Source organism: Xanthobacter cornucopiae, from assembly GCF_043195065.2.
Taxonomy (GTDB): domain Bacteria; phylum Pseudomonadota; class Alphaproteobacteria; order Rhizobiales; family Xanthobacteraceae; genus Xanthobacter.
On record NZ_CM195531.1, the window covers coordinates 3,167,564 to 3,186,278 of the forward strand.

Annotated in this window: 16 protein-coding genes; 8 read left to right on the plus strand and 8 right to left on the minus strand. The window is 70.9% G+C overall.

What is annotated here, in order from left to right; translation table 11 throughout:
* Positions 1–51: 51 nt before the first annotated feature.
* From V5F53_RS13965 to V5F53_RS13985, 5 genes are all read left to right on the plus strand, one after another.
* Positions 52–948, plus strand: a complete 897-nt coding sequence (locus tag V5F53_RS13965; protein WP_393995252.1) for a TIGR01459 family HAD-type hydrolase — start codon at positions 52–54, stop codon at positions 946–948.
* A 365-nt stretch (positions 949–1,313) separates the two neighbouring features.
* Positions 1,314–2,267 (plus strand): bifunctional riboflavin kinase/FAD synthetase, encoded by a 954-nt coding sequence (locus tag V5F53_RS13970; RefSeq protein ID WP_393995251.1) that lies wholly within the window; start codon positions 1,314–1,316, stop codon positions 2,265–2,267.
* 628 nt (positions 2,268–2,895) lie between these two features.
* Positions 2,896–4,131 carry an aminotransferase class I/II-fold pyridoxal phosphate-dependent enzyme gene (locus tag V5F53_RS13975; protein WP_393995250.1) on the plus strand — a complete coding sequence of 412 codons (1,236 nt, stop codon included), beginning with the start codon at positions 2,896–2,898 and terminating at the stop codon, positions 4,129–4,131.
* Positions 4,132–4,198: 67 nt separating this feature from the next.
* Positions 4,199–6,643: a DNA translocase FtsK gene (locus V5F53_RS13980; protein WP_393995419.1), complete on the plus strand. Its 2,445-nt coding sequence runs from the start codon at positions 4,199–4,201 to the stop codon at positions 6,641–6,643.
* Positions 6,644–6,865: 222 nt separating this feature from the next.
* Positions 6,866–7,672, plus strand: coding sequence for a LolA family protein (locus tag V5F53_RS13985; protein ID WP_393995249.1), 807 nt, complete (start codon positions 6,866–6,868; stop codon positions 7,670–7,672).
* 438 nt (positions 7,673–8,110) lie between these two features.
* Here V5F53_RS13985 and V5F53_RS13990 read toward each other — a convergent pair whose 3' ends face one another.
* The gene (locus V5F53_RS13990) at positions 8,111–9,004 is read right to left on the minus strand and encodes an LPS-assembly protein LptD (protein WP_393995248.1); all 894 of its coding nucleotides are present in this window, start codon (positions 9,002–9,004) and stop codon (positions 8,111–8,113) included.
* Positions 9,005–9,146: 142 nt separating this feature from the next.
* Positions 9,147–10,577, minus strand: coding sequence for a DUF1254 domain-containing protein (locus V5F53_RS13995; protein ID WP_393995247.1), 1,431 nt, complete (start codon positions 10,575–10,577; stop codon positions 9,147–9,149).
* A 405-nt stretch (positions 10,578–10,982) separates the two neighbouring features.
* Between V5F53_RS13995 and V5F53_RS14000 the strand changes: the two genes are divergently transcribed.
* Positions 10,983–12,026: an AraC family transcriptional regulator gene (locus V5F53_RS14000; protein WP_393995246.1), complete on the plus strand. Its 1,044-nt coding sequence runs from the start codon at positions 10,983–10,985 to the stop codon at positions 12,024–12,026.
* Between the two features lie 194 nt (positions 12,027–12,220).
* Positions 12,221–13,042 carry an exodeoxyribonuclease III gene (locus V5F53_RS14005; protein ID WP_393995245.1) on the plus strand — a complete coding sequence of 274 codons (822 nt, stop codon included), beginning with the start codon at positions 12,221–12,223 and terminating at the stop codon, positions 13,040–13,042.
* A 103-nt stretch (positions 13,043–13,145) separates the two neighbouring features.
* Here V5F53_RS14005 and V5F53_RS14010 read toward each other — a convergent pair whose 3' ends face one another.
* Complete coding sequence (locus V5F53_RS14010) at positions 13,146–13,901, minus strand: Crp/Fnr family transcriptional regulator (RefSeq protein ID WP_393995244.1); 756 nt, start codon at positions 13,899–13,901, stop codon at positions 13,146–13,148.
* Positions 13,902–14,066: 165 nt separating this feature from the next.
* Complete coding sequence (locus V5F53_RS14015; protein ID WP_393995243.1) at positions 14,067–14,753, minus strand: response regulator transcription factor; 687 nt, start codon at positions 14,751–14,753, stop codon at positions 14,067–14,069.
* A gap of 118 nt (positions 14,754–14,871) precedes the next feature.
* Here V5F53_RS14015 and V5F53_RS14020 point away from each other — a divergent pair, with 118 nt between their 5' ends.
* Positions 14,872–15,408, plus strand: coding sequence for a L,D-transpeptidase family protein (locus V5F53_RS14020; protein ID WP_393995242.1), 537 nt, complete (start codon positions 14,872–14,874; stop codon positions 15,406–15,408).
* A 5-nt stretch (positions 15,409–15,413) separates the two neighbouring features.
* On the opposite strand, the gene V5F53_RS14025 is transcribed toward V5F53_RS14020, so the two are convergent.
* From V5F53_RS14025 to V5F53_RS14040, 4 genes are read right to left on the minus strand one after another with little or no spacing between them, the layout of a single operon-like run.
* The gene (locus V5F53_RS14025) at positions 15,414–16,553 is read right to left on the minus strand and encodes an ABC transporter permease (protein ID WP_393995241.1); all 1,140 of its coding nucleotides are present in this window, start codon (positions 16,551–16,553) and stop codon (positions 15,414–15,416) included.
* The gene (locus tag V5F53_RS14030; protein ID WP_393995240.1) at positions 16,550–17,515 is read right to left on the minus strand and encodes an ABC transporter ATP-binding protein; all 966 of its coding nucleotides are present in this window, start codon (positions 17,513–17,515) and stop codon (positions 16,550–16,552) included. Before V5F53_RS14030 ends, V5F53_RS14025 begins: the two co-directional genes overlap by 4 nt.
* Positions 17,512–18,465 carry an HlyD family secretion protein gene (locus V5F53_RS14035; protein ID WP_393995239.1) on the minus strand — a complete coding sequence of 318 codons (954 nt, stop codon included), beginning with the start codon at positions 18,463–18,465 and terminating at the stop codon, positions 17,512–17,514. Before V5F53_RS14035 ends, V5F53_RS14030 begins: the two co-directional genes overlap by 4 nt.
* Positions 18,465–18,662, minus strand: coding sequence for a hypothetical protein (locus V5F53_RS14040; RefSeq protein ID WP_393995238.1), 198 nt, complete (start codon positions 18,660–18,662; stop codon positions 18,465–18,467). The genes V5F53_RS14035 and V5F53_RS14040 overlap by 1 nt, the downstream gene beginning before the upstream one ends.
* Between the last annotated feature and the right edge of the window lie 53 nt (positions 18,663–18,715).

Genomic DNA, 18,715 nt, shown 5'->3' on the forward strand with positions numbered 1-18,715 from the left:
CCGCGCACAATGGGGCCACGCGTGCGCATGGCCCCTGCAGGAGATGATCGGATGGCTGAAGACACCCCGGCGGCACCCCACCACGGCGCGCCCCCCCTCATTGCCGGGCTCTCGACCTTCGCTGGCGATTACGATCTCATCCTGTGCGACGTCTGGGGTGTCATCCACAACGGCATCAGCGCCTTCCCGGCGGCCTGCGCGGCCCTCGGCCGGGCCCGGGCCGGCGGCGCCAGCGTCATCCTCGTTTCCAACGCACCGCGCCCGCACACCGCCATCATGGCCATGCTCGACGGCCTGGGCGTGCCGCGCACCAGCTATGACGCCATCGTCACCTCCGGCGACGTCACCCGCGCCCTCCTGGCCGGGCGGAGCGGCGCGCGCGTGTTCCACCTCGGCCCCGAGCGCGACCTGGGCACCTATGACGGCCTCGACGTGGTGCTGGGGCCGCTCGCCGACGCAGACCTCGTGGTCTGCACCGGCCTGTTCGACGACAATGTCGAAACCCCGGACGATTACGCCGACATGCTGGCGCAGATGAAGGCCCGCGACCTGCCCTTCATCTGCGCCAATCCCGACCTGGTGGTGGAGCGCGGACAGCGGCTCATCTATTGCGCCGGTGCCATCGCCAAGGCCTATGAGGCCCTCGGCGGCGACACCGTCTATTGCGGCAAGCCCTATGGTCCCGTCTATGCCACGGCCCTGGCCCAGGCCGAGCAACTGCGGGGCGGACCGGTGGACGCCGCGCGCGTCATCGGCATCGGCGACGCCCTGCGCACCGACATCGTCGGCGCCAACGACGCCGGCTTCGACAGCCTGTTCATCGCCGGCGGCATCCACGCGGCGGAGCTGAAGTCCATCGACGGCGCCGTGCCCGACGCCGCCTCGCTCGCCGAGCTGTTCAACGGTCATGCCCATCCGCGCGGGGTCATGCCACGCCTCGCGTGGTAGCCGGCGCGCAGACGCACCGCGCGCCAGGATGCCGCACCCCTGCGGCAAGCGGCGCGCCCCCGCTGCCGCCCTGCGGGAAAAGACGCGGAACGGGGCCGCCGACAGCCCCGCGCGAACCGGCCCTTCCGCCCCCGCCCCGGCGCGCGGGAGCGGGCCAGGGGACGCGGAACCGGGATGGCCGCGTTCCGCGCGCGGACAGGCGTGGCGCATGCCTCCCTTGACGGGTCGGCTCGCCTGCGCCTAGAGCCATGGGGGTGAAGCGGCGCCTGGCCCCGGCGGCGCCCCGTGCCCCTTCGGCGCCACCGCAGCCGCGGCGCCACCAGATGCTGCAAAGACGCCGCAAAGACATGGTCCGCACGCCGCCGATGCCCGTTTCCCCCACCCCCGACTTCATCGTCCTGCACGGAGCCGAGCCGCTTCCCGATCGCCTCGCCCGGCCGGTGCTCGCCATCGGCAATTTCGACGGGGTCCACCGCGGCCATCGCGCCGTGTTCGACACCGCCCGCGCCATGGCCGAGGCGCGGAACGTGGCGGCGCTGGCGCTGACCTTCGAGCCGCACCCGCGCACCTTCTTCAGCCCCGACACAGCGCCTTTCCGCCTGACGCCGCAGGACAGCAAGCTCCAGCAGATCGCCGCGAGCGGTCTGGCCGGCGCCATCGTGCTGCCGTTCGACCGGGCGCTGGCCACCATGGACCCGGAAGCCTTCGTGCGCGACATTCTGGTGGCGCGCTACAAGGTCAGCGGCATCGCGGTGGGCTTTGATTTCCATTTCGGCCGCGCCCGCGCCGGCTCGCCCGCCTTCCTGGAAGGCGCCGGGCGGCGCCACGGCTTCGCAGTGACGGTGGTGGACGCCATGCGTGACGAGGACGACCCCATTTCCTCCACCGCCATCCGTAAGGCGCTGGCCGATGGCCAGGTGGGCCATGCCGCCCACATGCTGGGACGGCCCTTCGCTGTGACCGCGCGTGTGCGCCACGGCGACAAGCGCGGCCGCACCATCGGCTTTCCCACCGCCAACCTGGCGCTGCCGGGCGGTGTCGAGCTGGCGTTCGGCATCTATGCGGTGCGGGTGATCACCGCCAACGGCCAGCGCCACGACGGGGTCGCCAATTTCGGCCGCCGCCCGACCTTCGACAACGGCGCGCCGCTGCTCGAGGTCCACATCTTCGATTTCACCGGCGATCTCTACGACCAGGACATCGCGGTGGAATTCCACGCCTATCTGCGGCCGGAACTGAAGTTCGACGGCATCGACGCGCTGGTGGCACAGATCGCCGAGGACGCCCGCCGCGCCCGCGCCGTGCTGGCCACGCTCTGACACCCGGCCGCGGCACCCGCCGACCTCCCCGAGGCCGGCGCGGGCGCCTCGCCTGAGCAAGCCGGCGCGGAACCCTGGACGCACCCGTCGGCTGCGACCCCGCGACCGGTCCGCGGGACCAGCCGTGCTGCCGCCACGGCCCCGATGCCGCAGACACAGGCCGCGCCGCTCGCGGACGGCGGCGCCGAGGCCGGCGGCGCATGGACCGACGCCCGCCGCCCCACCCGGGAGCGGCGCGGGATCCGCCCCCATCGGCGCGCCACCGCCCATGTCGCGGCCCATGCCGAGTCCAATGCCGAGTCTGATGCCGAGTCTGATGCCGGTCTCGCGCCAGGACCCTTGCGGAAAGGAATGCCGGACGACAGGCGGAAGGCGATCCGCTGCGGATCGCCCCCTGCCGGCTGGATTTGCAGGAGAATGATGAAGCGGAGGAGCCATCGCGGCGCATGCGCCCCGTGCCCGCCCACGCGCCGGTGCGGGGAGTGCCGCCCCAGACAGCGGCACGGCCCGTCGCCCGCGCCGGAAACCCGGTGCCAGGGGGCGCGGCCCCTGAGTTAGCCGCACCTTAACCGTGCGCGGGGCACAGTGGCGGCAATCACCATCGTTCGTGCGCCGAGGCTGATCCATCTTGCCCGCCCCCGTTACCGAGCCGGCCTCCACCGAGGACCGCCGTTCGCCCTTCATCCGCCTCGCCGAGCTGCTGGCCGGCATCGCGCCCGGCCGGGAGCCGCTGAGCGCCGCCGTGGGCGAGCCGCAGCACGCCATGCCCGAGTTCGTCGGCCCGGTGCTCGCCAGCAACCTCGCCGGCTTTGCCCGTTATCCGCGCGCCGAGGGCACGCCCACCTTCCGCGCCGCCGCCGCCCGCTGGCTGGAGCGCCGCTACGCCCTCGCCCGCCCGCTCGACGCCGACCGCGAGGTGCTGGCCCTCAACGGCTCCCGCGAGGGCCTGTTCTCCGCCGCCATCGTCGCCCGCCGGCTGGTGGCGCCGCGCAAGCTCGGCTCCGCCGAGCGGCCGGCGATGCTGCTGCCCAACCCGTTCTATGCCGCCTATGCCGCCGGCGCCGAGGCCGCAGGCTGCGAGGCCGTGGTGCTGCCCACCCACCGCGACAGCGGTTGGCTGCCCGACCTCGATGCCCTCGACCCGGCCCTGCTCGACCGCACGGTGGCCATCTACCTCGCTTCGCCCGCCAACCCGCAAGGCGCCGTGGCCTCGGCGGACTATCTCGGCCGCGCTCTGGAGCTGGCGCGGCGGCACGGCGCCTTCCTGTTCTCCGACGAGTGCTATTCGGAAATCTACCTGGACGCCGCCAAGCCCGCCGGCATCCTGGAGGTGGCAGGCAACGACTTCACCGGCGCGGTCGCCTTCAACTCCCTGTCCAAGCGCTCGTCCCTGCCCGGGCTGCGGTGCGGCTTCTGCGCCGGCGACCCGGCCTTCCTCAAGGAGTTCCTCGCCTTCCGCTGGGTCGCCGCGCCACAGGTGCCCGAGCCGCTGCAGGCGGTGGCGGTGGCGGCGCTGGAGGACGAAGCCCATGTGGCCGCGTCCCGCGACCTTTACCGCGCCAAGTTCGATCTCGCCGACGCCCTCATCGGCGACCGGTTCGGCTACAGCCGGCCCGGCGGCGGGTTCTTCCTGTGGCTCGACGTCTCGCATCTGGCGGGCGAAGGCCGTGCCGGCGGCGAGGCGGCCGCCCTCAAGCTGTGGCAGGAGCAGGGCCTTCGCACCGTGCCCGGCGGCTACCTGGCCCGCCGCGACCTCGCCGGCGCCAATCCGGCCCAGGAGTGGTTGCGCGTCGCCCTGGTGCACGACATCCCGACCTCCGAGGAGGTGCTGAAGCGCCTCGTCGCCGGCCTCGCCCCCGCCTAGGACTGAAGGAGAGCTGCGCCCCATGCCCGCGACCTCCACCACGGCCCGCCGCGCCGCCGACGCGGTGATGCACTCCCGCATGCAGCCGCAGGCGCCGCGCTTCGACTTCATCCCCGATGCCGTGCGCCAGGGCGTGCGGCGGCGCAGCCGGGAGATCATCGGCGCCGGGCTGGTCGCAGCAGGCGCCGTGGCCATCGCCGCGCTGGCGACCTGGTCGGCGTCCGATCCCAGCTTTTCCAATGCAACCGATTCGGCGGTTCACAACGGGCTCGGCCGGCCCGGGGCCATCATCGCCGACCTGCTGATGCAGGCATTCGGCCTGGCCTGCCTCGCCGTGGTGCTGCCGCTGGTCTACTGGGGCTGGCGGCTCATGACCCACCGGCCGTTCGGCCGGGCGCGGCTGCGCATCACCGCCTGGGCGGTGGGCGCGGTGGGGGCCTGCGCCTTCCTCGGCGCCCTGCCGCGGGTGGGCACCTGGCCCACCACCACCGGGCTCGGCGGTGTCATCGGCGATCTGTTCCTCCGGCTGGCCGGGCTGATCGGCATCGGCGCGGCGGCGCCCCTCGACCAGATCGTGGTGGGCGCCATCGGCGGCGTGGTGGGCGCGGCAGCCCTGTTCCTGGCCTTCGCCGGCGGCCGCCGCACGCCGCTGAAGCCTGTGGCCGGCGTCGATGACGATACGGTCGGCGAAGATGAGGACGACGAGGAAGAGGACGACGGCACCTCCGTGTCCATTGGCGCCCTCACCCATACCGTGCTGTCGCTCAAGGCGCGGGTGTTCGGCACCCACCAGCTGCCGGTGCTGAAGGCCGCCGGCCCCGCCCGCGCCGCCGACCCGGACGCCGACGCCTCCGGCCGGGTGGAACCACGCATGGGTGCGGAAGCGCCGGCCGCCCGAAGCCGGGGCGAGGAGGCCGAGCTGGAGGAAGAAGCCGAGCTGATCGCCGGCACCGCCGCCGGCCATCGCCGCCGCGGCACCCGCAAGCCGGCCGGCCGCAAGGGCCATTACCAGTTCCCGCCGCTCGACCTGCTGGCGCCGCCGCCAGCCGGACGCCCGGCGGTTCTGACCCCCGATGCGCTGAAGGAGACCGCCGCCCTGCTGGAGGCCACCTTGAAGGATTTCGGCGTGCGCGGCGAGATCGTGGACATGCGCCCCGGCCCGCTGGTGACGCTCTACGAACTGGAGCCGGCGCCGGGCATCAAGTCGTCGCGCGTCATTGGCCTCGCCGACGACATCGCCCGCTCCATGAGCGCGGTGTCGGCCCGGGTGGCGGTGGTGCCGGGGCGCAACGCCATCGGCATCGAGCTGCCCAACGCCAAGCGCGACAAGGTGCTGCTGCGCGACCTCATCGCCACCAAGGATTTCGGCGATTCGGGGCACAAGCTCGCCATCACCCTCGGCAAGACCATCGGCGGCGACCCGGTGATCGTCGACCTCGCCCGCATGCCGCACCTGCTGGTTGCCGGCACCACCGGATCGGGCAAGTCGGTGGCCATTAACACCATGATCCTGTCCCTGCTCTACCGGCTGAAGCCGGACCAGTGCCGGCTCATCATGATCGACCCGAAGATGCTGGAGCTCTCCGTCTACGACGGCATCCCCCACCTCCTGTGCCCGGTGGTCACCGATCCGAAGAAGGCGGTGGTGGCACTGAAATGGGCGGTGCGGGAGATGGAGGACCGCTACAAGAAGATGTCCAAGCTCGGCGTGCGCAACATCGACGGCTTCAATGCCCGGGTGCGCGAGGCGGCCGAGAAGGGGGAGAACCTGTCGCGCACGGTGCAGACCGGCTTCGACCACGAGACCGGCGAGGCCATCTACGAGCGCGAGGAAATGAACCTCGACGCCCTGCCCTATATCGTCGTGGTGGTGGACGAGATGGCCGACCTGATGATGGTGGCCGGCAAGGACATCGAGGGCGCCATCCAGCGCCTCGCCCAGATGGCCCGCGCCGCCGGCATCCACCTGGTGATGGCCACCCAGCGCCCTTCGGTGGACGTCATCACCGGCACCATCAAGGCCAATTTCCCCACCCGCATCTCGTTCCAGGTGACCTCCAAGATCGACAGCCGCACCATCCTCGGCGAGCAGGGCGCCGAGCAGCTGCTCGGCCAGGGCGACATGCTCTACATGGAGGCCGGGGGCCGCACCCGCCGCGTGCACGGGCCGTTCGTCTCCGACCAAGAGGTGGAGGAGGTGGTCAAGCACCTCAAGGCCCAGGGCGTGCCGGCTTATGTGGACTCCATCACCATCGAGCCCGAGGAGGACGAGGACGGCGCCGTATTCGACAAGGGCAGCCTCGGCGAGGAGGGACAGGACCTCTACGCCCAGGCGGTGGCGCTGGTGATGCGCGACCGCAAGTGCTCCACCTCCTACATCCAGCGCCGCCTGCAGATCGGCTACAACCGCGCCGCCTCGCTGGTGGAGCGGATGGAGAAGGAAGGCCTGGTGGGCGCGCCCAACCATGCCGGCAAGCGGGAAATCCTGCTGCCCGAGGAGGCGGCGGAATGACCCGCCGCGCCGCTCCCGCCCCTGTGCCCTCTTGCATCCGTGACCGGCGGGCCACAGGATCGCCATAGGCGCTCGCTAGGGGCTAGTTTCCTGGTGTTCGCGCCGGCGGCCCCGCGGGTCGCGCGGGCGTCGGAAGGCTTGTCCGCACGGGGGTCGGTCCCGGCCCCGTCCTCGTTTCAGAGACCTTGAATGATGCCGTGCCGTTCTTTTGCCCCGCGTGCGATGGCCGCGAGCCTCTCCCTGGTCCTGATGCTGGCCGCGTCCGCCGCCGCAGCGCAGGGTGCGCTGCCGCCGGGCTCCCTGTGGGGCGGGCCGCTGGACGGGAGCCAGGGCTCCGGCGGCGGGTCGGGCGGCAAGACATCCTCCGGGTCCGGCGCCGCGCAGCCTCCGGCCTCGGCGCCATTGCCGCCGCACCGGCCGGGCGCGCCCTTCAAGCCGGCCGCGACCGCCGAGGCCCGCGCCCCTGCGCCCACCCCGGCCCTGCCCGACGGCCGGGCGAGCCCGGCCACGGTGGACCGCATCACCAATTACTATAATTCCGTGCAGGCGATGACCGGCTCGTTCACCCAGACCGACCCGGACGGCATGCGCCGCACCGGCGAATTCTACATGCAGAAGCCAGGGCGGGTGCGCTTTCAATACGCGCCGCCGAGCCCGGTGGAGCTGATCTCCAACGGCCAGTCGGTGGCGGTGCGCGACCGCAGCCTGAACACCCAGGACATCACGCCCCTGAACCAGACGCCCCTGCGCTTCCTGCTGGCGGAACGGGTGGACCTCGCCAACGACCCGAACGTGACCGGCATTTTCCAGGACGAGCGCTTCATCACGGTGACCATGCAGCACCAGGTGCCCATGCTGGGCACCTATCGCCTGCTGATCCTGTTCGATGCCAAGACCTCGGCCCTGAAACAATGGATCGTCACCGATCCCCAGGGCTACGACACCCAGGTGACGCTCAACAACGTGCAGGTGAACAAGCGGCCGGACCCGAGCCTGTTCGTGATCAATTTCGAGCGGATGCTGCAGTGAGGGAGCACCGACGAGGGGCGGCGCATCGTGAAATCTCGCCGGGCGCACGGCCCGCCTGATGCCAAAGGCCCGTGGGCTTGACTCGCGGGCCTTCGCTCAAGCCCCGCGCGGCGCTTGAGCGGCCCTCTTGAGCAGCCCCCTTGGCACGGCCCCCCTTGGCAGCGGTCGCAGACCGGGGACGCTGTATGATACGCAAGATCAACGGCCGCCGCAGGGGTGCCCCTCGCCGGGCGAACGGACGCGCACCGGCGGTAAGGGCCCGCCCGAAGCCGGATCATCATGACACCCTTGCGGCCCCATCGCCGCAGATGCGACCGGGCCAGACTTTCCAGGACAGGCTTTCCAGGACAGACTTTCCAGGACAGGCTTGGAGCGCAGGGCCGCCACGCCCGCCGCCGGACTGTCATCGGCGCTGACCCGCCTTCGAATGCCCGCCGCTCAGAAATGCCAGGCCAGGCTGACGGTCGGGCCGTGCATCGTCGCGTTGTAGCGAAAGGAGCCGCTGGAGCTGTTCCTCTCATAGTCCTCGTAGAGGTAGCGGTAGCCGAGCGCGGTGGAAACCGACGGCGTCCACATATAGCCGACACCGACATAGCCGTTGCTCGAAAGCTTCGAGCCGACACCGAAGCCGCCGATGTCGGCGGTCGCATTCAGGAACCAGAGATCGCTGATCGCCCAATGGGCGGCAAGCCCAACAGTAGGGTCATACCACGACGCGCCCTGGCGGCCCGACAGCGCCAGCGGCTGACCGGCCAGCCCCAGGGACACGCCCGCCGACAGGTGGACATAACGCAGCCCGCCGGTCACCGCGAGATCGAGGGCCGGGATGCCGAGCGGGAGCCAATAGCCGATCGTCCCGGTGGCGATGGTCTGCGAGAGCTCAGAACCGAGGGACCCAAGCCCCCGTGACCCGACCTGCTGGTCGTCCGTCAGCTTCGCCAGCACCAGATCCGCCAGGAACAGCCATCTGCCATCGCTGGCGAGAAACGTGCCCATCAGCGCGCCATCGAGATGGTCGAGCACGTCGAGGATCGAGGCGTCCACGGGAGACGGCGGCAGGTTGCGCACGCCGACATCTCCGGTCACCGCCGTCAGCCAGCCATAGGCCGTGGCCTGGAAATGCCACAGCGGAGCCGCTTGAGCCTGGACGACCGGCGCTGGCGCCAGATCGGCGGCCCGCCCGTCACCGGCGGTCGCCAGGATGGCAAGCAGCGCCACGACGGACACCCTGCCCGCGCCCACCCGCCCGGCGGTCGCGATATGGCCCATGGCCCTTGTCGTGCCCAGCCAGGGGCGCCCGTTGCGTTCACCGCCCATGCGGAACCCGATCATCAATTGTCGATTGAAGGCCCACGCGTGCCACCGGCACCGGCCACCCGCGACGGCCGGGAGCAGCGCGAGAATCCCCCTTCCGAGGAGACCCCGATGCCCCCGCGCCGCCGCATGGGGCATGCTGCGCGCGCCCGGCGCCGGCTCAGTTCGCCCGCGCCACGGCGGGGATCACCCAGGACCCGTCGAGGATGGAGGGCGCGTTCTCATTGGGCCAGTACAGGCGCAGCATGAGATAGAACTTGCCCTTCGGCGCCGGCAGCCAGTTGGCTTCCTTTCCGGCCCCCGGGCTCTCGTTCTGGATATGGATCACCAGCGAGCCGTCCGGCTCGAAGGTCGGATTCGTGCGCACGCTGATGGAATAGCGATTGATCGGATTGGGGACGAAGAAATAATTCTCGTCATACATCGTCAGCGACCAGAAGCCCTTCACCGGAGGAAGCCGGCCGGGCGCGAAGCGCATCTGATAGGCCTGGGCGCCGGTGTAGGCGCGGCCGTCATTGTCCTTGAGGGAGGTCGGATAGACGGCGTCCTGCGGGCGATTGGCGCCGAGGCCGATGGCGGTGATCAGCGCCCGCTGTAGATAGTCGGTGCCGTAATTGCCGGTCTTGGTGGTGTAGCCCCAACCGTTGACGTTTTCCACGTCGCCGTCGCTGACCTTGAAGTGCAGCATGATGCGATCGAAGGACAGCTGCGGCAGCCGCGCCTCCCAACGCGGATGAATGACCTTCGGGTCGAAGTCCTGGCCGGGAACGAGGTTGATCGCCTTGAAGCGCTCCAGCGCCGGCGCGTCCTCCGCCCGCGGCGGGTTACGCTTCATCAGGTCCGCCAGCAGCTTGAAATATTCCGTCGCCGAGAGCGCGTTCACCTGCTCGCGCACCGGAGTCTTCATGTCGATCGCCGGATCGACCTTGCCCGCCGGCGGCGTGTAGGGCTTGCCGAGAGAGCTGAGCGGGAACAGCTTGAACTGGTCCTGCAGCGCGTGAACCTCGGCGTAGTCCTCCGGCGTGCCGGTGCAGTAGATGCGCCCGAGCATCCACACGATGCTGGTCGGCGACTTCAATTGCACCATGCCGTCCGGCACCGGGCCGGACCAGCCCGGACCGGTGACGAGATAGGTCTGGGCGCCGGTGCCGGTGGTGCGCGCGCCCGGCACCTGGAACACCTCGGTCCATCCGTCGAGGAACGGCAGCAGGAAATAGCGGCCTTTCATGTCGGGAACGCTCACCACCCAGGGTTCGGCGCCCACGTCCAGGAAGGCCGTGGTGTAGAGGGTGTCGGCGTTCGGCGCCGTCACATCGCGGAACGTGGCGTCCGGGTAGGCGCGCATCTTGATCAACGTGCCCATCGGGCCACGACTGCCGGCAGCCTCCGCCACATTGGTCATGATGCGGCGCGTCATCTCCATGGTCACCAGCGGATAGCCGAACACAAAGGCATCGGAGGCGATCTTGAAGTCCTCGGCGCCTTCGGCCAGATCGGACAGCGGGCCGTCCCAGGCCCCCGCCCGCCCGGCGCCGGCGACAACGGCCAGCGCGGTTCCACCAAGCAGCAGCGTGCGGCGTGAAAGGGTCATGACGGGCTACCTTTGCAGAGTGGCGGGAACGCCGGGACCAAGCGGGAACACAAGGACAGATGGAAGACGCGGGGACCTGCGATGGGGCGGGACCTCCGGCGCATGGCGCCGCTGCGGACGCCGCTGCATCCCGGTGCGCCAAGCCTTCGCCGCCGCATAACCCTCGCGCAAGGGAAGACTACCAGCGACAGCCACCGGCGCCCGGTACCAGGGAAAGGCATCCACCGAGGAGAACCGCCCCCCGGTCAACACTCCCCATTCCCTTTACACGGCATCATGCGTGATTGTGGGATGGAAAAGCTTACGACCCGCATTTGCGGAAATAAAAGTCGTCTTGTCAACTTGTGACGGCATAGCTTATGAAAGTCCGTCTCGCTTGCTTTTCGAGGACAGGGGCAACCGAATTTGACCGATGTTCCATCGCAGCGCGTGGGGCCGCTCGCTGTGTTGCCGGCCCTCCTCGGCGAGCTCGGCGTGAGCCCGGAGGCGGCGTTCGCCGGCTCGGGGCTGGAGCTGCAGCGGTTCACCGCGGAGGCGCGCTTCGCCTACCCGGACCTGGTCGCCGTACTGGAGCGCTCCGCCGCCCTGGCCCGCTGTCCCCACCTCGGCCTGCTGGTCGGGGCCCGCAATGATCACCGCGCCCTCGGCGTCATTGGCGAGATGATGGCCTGCGCGCCCACGCTCGGGGATGCATTCCGAGACTATATCGGGCTGCAGATCGGATATTCGCGCGGCGCCGCAGTCTATCTTCAGCAGATCGACGACGATTATTTCGTCGGATACGGCCTCTATGCGGACGTGGCGGCCGGCCGCCACGTTCACGATCTCGTCGTCGCCATGGGATGCAACATGGTGCGCGCCCTGACCGGCGGGCGGGCGCACCCTCTGCGCGTCCTGGCCAGCGCCGGGCCGCCCGCCCATCCTGCCGCGTACCGCGGCGTCCTGAAGACGACGGCACTCTTCGATCAGGAACAGACCGGCATCGTCATCGCGGCGCGCGACATGGCCCTGCCGCTGCCCGGAGCCGACCCCGCCCGGCGGGCCCAGCTTCTGGGCAGAATCCAGAAGATGGTGCAGGGCGACCTCGCCGATGTCGCAGCGCGGGTCCGCCACCTCCTGCGCCCGCGCCTGATGGTCGGCGAGGCGGGCCGGGACGCGGTGGCGCGGGAGATGGGCCTCGGCCCGCGCACGCTTGCCCGCCACCTCGCCCGCTCCGGCACCAGCTTCGAGGCCATCAAGGACGAAGTCCGCTTCGCCGTCGCGCGTGAACTGCTGGCCCTGACCCGCCTGCCGATCGGACGGATCGCGGAGGCGCTCTCCTATTCGGCGAACAGCGCGTTCGACCACGCCTTCACGCGCTGGGCGGGCATGGCGCCGAGCCAATGGCGCGCGGAGCTGCCGGGCAGGGCGTGGCCCGGCGCCGATGCGCCGGTGCCACCGGCGACATAGGGCCACCCGATCGGCGGAGCGGCTCCGCCATCGAGCGCGCGTTCATGCCCCCCGCCTTTCGCCGCGATCCCTGCGGACCGCCTCGCCACGGGCCAGCCACCGGGCGCCTCCGGCGATCCCGTCCCCGCCCTTGCGCCCCCGCCGCTCCTGCTCTACCCCTAAGCCTCCCTTCCATTTTTCATCCCGTTGCCGCCTTGCCCCTCACCATCGCCACCTGGAACATCAATTCCGTCCGCATCCGGCTGGACATCCTGAAGGCCGCCGTCGAGGCGCTGAAGCCGGATGTGCTGTGCCTGCAGGAAACCAAGTGCCAGGATGACAAGTTTCCCCTCGCCGCCATCCGCGAGCTGGGCTTTCCCCATATCGCGCTGCACGGCCAGAAGGGCTGGCACGGGGTCGCCACCTTCTCGCGGCGGCCGTTCGCGAGCATCACCAAGGGCGAGTTCTGCGGCAAGGGCGACGCCCGCCACGTGGCGGTGACGCTGGAGGCCGAGCACGGCCTCGGCAAGCCCCTCACCATCCACAATTTCTACGTGCCCGCCGGCGGCGACGTGCCCGACCCGGCGCTGAACCCCAAGTTCGCCCACAAGCTCGACTTCCTCGACGAGGTGACGGCGTGGCCGCAGCTCCTGGCCGACGCCGCCGCCCAGGACCGCCACGCGGTGCTGGTGGGCGACCTCAACATCGCGCCGCTGGAAACCGATGTGTGGAACCACAAGCAATTGCTGTCCGTGGTCAGCCACACGCCCGTCGAGGTGGAGAAGATGGGCCGCTGGCAGGCCTCCGGCCGCTGGGTGGACGCCATGCGCCGGTTCGTGCCGCCCCAGGACAAGCTGTTCACCTGGTGGAGCTACCGCTCGCCCGACTACACCGTCAACGATCGCGGCCGCCGGCTCGACCATGTGTGGGCCAACCCGGCGCTCGCCCCCCACGCCGCCGCCATGACCGTGCTGAAGGACGCGCGCGGCTGGGACAAGCCCTCCGACCACGTGCCGGTGGCCCTCACCTTCGCCTGACCCGGCCAAAAGCCGCCTGACGTAATGCCATCTGCCCCGGTCTTCGACCGGTCCCAAATGGGTCCCGCTCAAGCGCCGCGCAGGCTGGCGCCAAGGACGCGGCTCAGCGCCGGCGCGGCACCGGGCGGGGTTTCTCCAATTCGCCGCGCACCCCTTCGAGCGCCTTCACCATCTGCTCCAGCCGCCGGGCGATGGCACGGCGCAGCTTGGTCGCCGCCTTGGGATCGCGTTCAAGGACAGCCAGGAAATCGGCGCGGGCGATGCGCAGCACCTGCGCCGGAATCAGCGCCACCGCCGTGGCCGGCCGAGGCGTCGCCGTGATCAGCGCGATCTCGCCGACGAGGGCGCCCGGCTCCACCTCCAGCGCCGCGCGCCGCACGCCGTCGCGCCGCGTCTCCGACAGTTCCAGGCGGCCGGACAGGAGCACATAGCCGCATTCCGCCGCCGCGCCGGCCTCGAACAAGGTCTCGCCCGCCGCCAGGCTCTGCCGCTGGCCCGCCTCGGCCAGGGCCGAGAGAGCCCGCTCGTCGAGGCCTGCGAAAGTGGGAAGGGCCCGCAGCACCGCCAGCACGTTCGACACACCGAGCTCCGGCGCGGCAACCGCGGCCACATCACCCTGGGCCGAATCGTCGATGAAACCGTCGCCGGTGAGAGAAGAACCCGCGGGCGCGTCGCCAGCGGCATCGGAACCGGCGTCGCCCGAAGGCACGCCGTCGCGGGCCGCGCCCGGTTCGCGCGCGGGATCCTGGCCGGCGGGATCCTGGCCGGCGGGATCCTGGCCGGCGGGATCCTGGCCGGCTTCGTGCCGGGCCGCGCCGTCGTCGGCCGCGCCGCTCTGGCCCGCATCATCGTGACCCACGCGGTCTTGACCCGCGCTATCTTGGCCCAGCTTATCTTGGCCCACGGTTCGATCCCCGTCCTGCCCGGCGATGCCCGCCGGCCTCGCGCCCGCCCGACCGGCCGATGCCGGCGCGGTCCTCTCTGCACGACGCCGGCGCCCCGCGGGGCAGCCGGCATCCCAACCTCACGGCACCAGCTTGTAACCGCCCGCCTGGGTGGCCAGCAGAGTCGGGTTGGCCGGGTCCGGCTCGATCTTCTGCCGCAGACGGTAGATATGGGTTTCCAGCGTGTGGGTGGTGACGCCGGAATTGTAGCCCCACACCTCCTGCAGCAGCGTCTCGCGCGGCACCGGCGTCTTCCCGGCCCGATAGAGATAGCGCAGGATCGCCGTTTCCTTCTCGGTGAGGCGGATCTTCGAGCCGCGCTCGGTCAGCAGCAGCTTGGCGCCGGGCCGGAACGAATACGGCCCGATGGCGAACACCGCGTCCTCGCTCGCCTCATGGGAGCGCATCTGCGCGCGCAGCCGCGCCAGCAGGACCGAGAAGCGGAACGGCTTGGTCACATAATCATTGGCGCCGGCGTCCAGCCCCATGATGGTGTCGCTGTCGCTGTCATGCCCGGTCAGCATGATGATCGGCGCCTTGAAGCCGTTGCGACGGATCTGCCGCACCGCATCGCGCCCGTCCATGTCGGGCAGGCCCACGTCCATGATGACGAGGTCCGCCGCCCCGTTGCGGGCACCGGCGATGGCGGCCTCGGCGGTGTCGGCCGGAACCGGCTCGAACTCGTCCTGGAGGGCCAGCTGCTCGATCAGGGCATCGCGCAGCTCCGGGTCGTCCTCCACCACCAGGATCTTCCACGCATTAGCCATCAAATCCTCCTGTGCCCTTGCGGACACGCGATTCGCGCAAGTACAGCACGGCGCAGGCCCGGTGCAAATTTCCCCAAGGCCAAATGGGCCTATAGCGGTATCTTATTAGGTTGTCGCCATGGAACATTCTGTGGGCATCTCTCGCCTCGCTGTCCGCCGGCGGCCGGGGCACGCGCGACAGGGCGTGCTGGTGGCCGGGGGGCGGGCCATTCCGGTCGCGCTCGGGCGCTCGGGCGTGAGCCCGGACAAGCGCGAGGGCGACGGGCGCACCCCCGCCGGGCGCTGGCGCATCCTGGCCGTGCTCTACCGCCCCGACGCCGGGCCGCGCCCGGCCACCCGCCTGCCCTGCCGGCCCATCGCCCCCGCCGACGGCTGGTGCGACGCGCCCCGCCACCGGCTGTACAATCGCCAGGTGCGGCTGCCGTTCCCCGCTTCGCACGAGCGGCTGTGGCGGGAGGATGGCCTCTATGACCTGCTGCTGGTCCTGGACCACAACACCCGCCCCCGCGTCGCCGGGCGCGGCTCGGCGGTGTTCGTGCATGTGGCGCGGCCCGGCCTGCGCCCCACCGAGGGCTGCGTGGCGCTGCCACGGGCCGAGCTGAGGCGGCTGCTGGCGCGGCTGCGACCCGGCGCCCGGCTGGTCATCGCCGCCTGAGAGGGTCAATCCAGCGTCTGCCGGAACCGGGCCACGGCGATGGCCATGGCCACCAGCATCAGGCCCACCAGGGCCGCCGCATCGGCCTGGAGGTCGGTGACGCTCGACCCCTTCAACAGGATGCCGCGCACCATGCGCAGATAATGGGTGAGCGGCAGCGCCTCGCCGATCCACTGCGCCCACACGGGCATGCCCGAGAAGGGAAACATGAAGCCGGACAAGAGGATGCTCGGCAGGAAGAACATGAACGACATCTGCACCGCCTGGAGCTGGTTTTGCGCCAGGGTGGAAAAGGTGTAGCCGATGGAAAGGTTGGCGGTGATGAACAGCAGCGTCACCACCGCCAGCATGGCCGGCGAGCCCTCCAGCGGCACGCCGAACAGGACCATGCCGGCGGACAGGATGAGCAGCGCCTGGAGAATGCCCACGAACACATAGGGCACGATCTTGCCCAACATGATCTCCACCGGATGAATCGGCATGGAGAGCAGGCTTTCCATGGTCCCGCGCTCGATCTCCCGGGTTACCGACAGGGCGGTGAAGATCAGCATGGTCATGGTGAGGATGGTGCCGAGCAGCCCGGGCACGATGTTGAGCTGGCTGGTGCCGGCGGGATTGTAGCGCCGGTGCTGCACGATCTCGAAGGCGCCGCCGCCGGGCGCATCCACGAACCGGGCGCGGGCCAGCGCGGTGCCCACCACCCCGGACAGGGCCGCCAGCGCATTGGCCGACCCTACCGGATCGGTGGCATCCGCCGCCACCAGCAGCTGGGGCCGCTCGCCCCGCCGCAGGGCGCGTTCGAAGCCGGCGGGAATCTCCACGAAGAACAGCACCTCGCCGGAGCGGATGAGGTGCTCGGCCTCCTCCGCGCTTCCGGGCTCCGTCACGAAGGCGAAGAAGGCGGTGTTGCGCAGGGCGGCCAGGATGGCGCGGCTGACATCGGTGTTCTCGTGCGCCAGCACCGCCGTGGGCAGGTGGCGCGGCGTGGTGTTGATGGCGTAGCCGAACAGCACCAGTTGCAGCAGCGGAATGGAGATCATGGTGGCGAACGACACCCGGTCGCGCCGGAGCTGGATGAACTCCTTGACGATCATGGCCGAGATGCGCCGCAGCACCCCGAGGGCGGAGGCCAGCGCCGCGCTCATCGCAGCTCATCCTTCGAGCGGCCCATCAGGTCGATGAAGACATCCTCCAGGGTCGGCGCGTCGCGGTGAAACGCCAGCCGGGGGTCTTCCCGAAAGGGAGCGATGGCGGCCTCCAGCGCCGCCGCGTCGCGGCCGGAGACATGAAGCTTGGCGCCGAAGGGCGCCACCATGTCCACCCCCGCCTCCGCGGCGAGCGCGCGCGACAGCTCCGCCACCACCTGTCCGGCCGCATGCCCCTCGAGGCCGCGCACCTGCGCGGTCCAGGTGGACAGGCCGGAGGCGGCGATGACGCTCGCCACCGTGCCCTGGGCCAGCAGCTTGCCATAGGCGATATAAGCGATCTCGTGGCACCGCTCGGCCTCGTCCATGTAATGGGTGGAGACCAGCACCGTCAGCCCCTCCGCCGCCAAGTCGTGAATCTGGCCCCAGAATTCGCGCCGCGCCTTGGGGTCGACGCCGGCTGTGGGCTCGTCCAGCAACAGCAGGTCGGGTCCCGGCAGGATGCAGGCGCCGAGCGCGAGACGCTGCTTCCAGCCGCCGGACAGGGCCCCCGCCAATTGCCCGCCGCGCCCCGCCAGGCCCAGCCGCTCCAGCGCCGCTGCCGCCGCCCGCTCCGGCCGCGGCACGCCATAGAGCCGCGCCACGAACTCCAGGTTCTCCCGCACCGACAGGTCCTGGTAGAGCGAGAAACGCTGCGTCATGTAGCCGACCCGCGCGCGGATCTTGCGCGCATCGGCGCGGATATCGAGGCCAAGGCAGGTGCCGTGCCCGGAATCCGGCGTCAGCAGCCCGCACAGCATGCGGATGGTGGTGGTCTTGCCCGAGCCGTTGGGGCCGAGGAAGCCGTAGATCTGCCCGCGCATCACCCGCATGGTGAGGTGATCCACCACCAGCCGGCCGTCGAAGCTTTTGGTGAGCCCCTCCACGGCGATGGCCACCTCATCGCCCGCCCCCCCGCTCATGGCGCACCGGCGAGGCTGACGGTGACGGGCTGGCCCGGTCGGACGCGGGCGGGATCGTCGGGCCGCGCCTCCACCAGATAGACCAGCTTGGCGCGCTCCTCGCGGCTGTAGATGACGGGCGGGGTGTATTCGGCCGAGGCCGAGATGAAGCTCACCGTGCCGGCGATGGGCGGGCAGCCGTCGCACGACACATTCACCCGCCCCCCGAGCGCCACCCGGGGGAGCTGTGCCTCCGGCACGAAGAAGCGGATCTTCACCAGCCCCGGCGGCAGCAGCGACACCACGGGGCGGCCGTCCGGGACGAGTTCCCCCACCCGGTAGTAGACGGTCTGGATGGCGCCGGCCGCGGGCGCCGTCAGGGTGCGGCGCGCCAGCCGCACCTCGGCCGCCGCAAGCGCCGCGCGCGCCGCCGCCACCGCCTGCTCGGCGGCTTCGATCTGCTGCACGCGCGCGGCGATGCCCGCCGCGGCGATGCGCTGGCGCGCCTCGTCGAGCGCCGCCTGGTTCTGGTCGAACCCATGCTGGGCGGCATCGAGATTGGCCTTGGAGGAGGCGCCGCGGGGCACCAGGTCCTTCTGGCGCGCCAGCTCGATGCGCGACAGGTCCAGCGCCGCCGCCGCCCGCTGCTCGGCGGCCTGGAGAATGGCAATCTCCTCCGGCCGCTGCAGCGGCGCACGGGCATTGGCGAGCTGTGCCTCGGCCTCGCTCAGCTGTGCGCGGGCGCCGTCCAGGTCGGCGCGCTGCAGGTCGTCCTCCACCCGCGCCACGGTCTCGCCCTTGGCGACGGCGTCGCCCTCCCGCACCGACAGGGCGCTGACGCGGCCCGGCTCGGTGGGCCCGATGAACACGAGGTCACCCTCGATGTAACCGGAGAACGTCCGCTCCGGCGCGCGCCCGCACCCGGCCAGCGCAAGCAGGACGCCAATGGCAATGACAAGCGGGCGGCGCATCAGGCGTCCTTCCATCCCAGGCCTCGAAGCAAAAGGTCGCGATGGGCCGCGAGCAGCGCCCGTGTATCGAGCGGATCGATGGCGCCGAACAGCGCGTTCCACACCACCGCCAGCACAGCCGGCGCCATCACCAGCTGGGGGAAACGGTCCGCGACATCGCTGCCGATCTCCCCGCCCTCGAACCCGCGCCGCGCCACCTGGCGGATCAGCGCCAGGCCACGCGAGACGACCTCCCGGTGGCGGAAGACCG

Excerpts from the sequence above, each read along its gene's own strand:
- V5F53_RS13965 (WP_393995252.1), top strand. The coding sequence starts at position 52 with ATGGCTGAAGACACCCCGGCGGCACCCCACCACGGCGCGCCCCCCCTC.
- V5F53_RS13970 (WP_393995251.1), top strand. The coding sequence starts at position 1,314 with ATGCCCGTTTCCCCCACCCCCGACTTCATCGTCCTGCACGGAGCCGAG.
- V5F53_RS13980 (WP_393995419.1), top strand. The coding sequence starts at position 4,199 with ATGCACTCCCGCATGCAGCCGCAGGCGCCGCGCTTCGACTTCATCCCC.
- V5F53_RS13985 (WP_393995249.1), top strand. The coding sequence starts at position 6,866 with ATGGCCGCGAGCCTCTCCCTGGTCCTGATGCTGGCCGCGTCCGCCGCC.
- V5F53_RS13990 (WP_393995248.1), bottom strand. The coding sequence starts at position 9,004 with ATGATCGGGTTCCGCATGGGCGGTGAACGCAACGGGCGCCCCTGGCTG.
- V5F53_RS13995 (WP_393995247.1), bottom strand. The coding sequence starts at position 10,577 with ATGACCCTTTCACGCCGCACGCTGCTGCTTGGTGGAACCGCGCTGGCC.
- V5F53_RS14015 (WP_393995243.1), bottom strand. The coding sequence starts at position 14,753 with ATGGCTAATGCGTGGAAGATCCTGGTGGTGGAGGACGACCCGGAGCTG.
- V5F53_RS14020 (WP_393995242.1), top strand. The coding sequence starts at position 14,872 with ATGGAACATTCTGTGGGCATCTCTCGCCTCGCTGTCCGCCGGCGGCCG.
- V5F53_RS14025 (WP_393995241.1), bottom strand. The coding sequence starts at position 16,553 with ATGAGCGCGGCGCTGGCCTCCGCCCTCGGGGTGCTGCGGCGCATCTCG.
- V5F53_RS14030 (WP_393995240.1), bottom strand. The coding sequence starts at position 17,515 with ATGAGCGGGGGGGCGGGCGATGAGGTGGCCATCGCCGTGGAGGGGCTC.
- V5F53_RS14035 (WP_393995239.1), bottom strand. The coding sequence starts at position 18,465 with ATGCGCCGCCCGCTTGTCATTGCCATTGGCGTCCTGCTTGCGCTGGCC.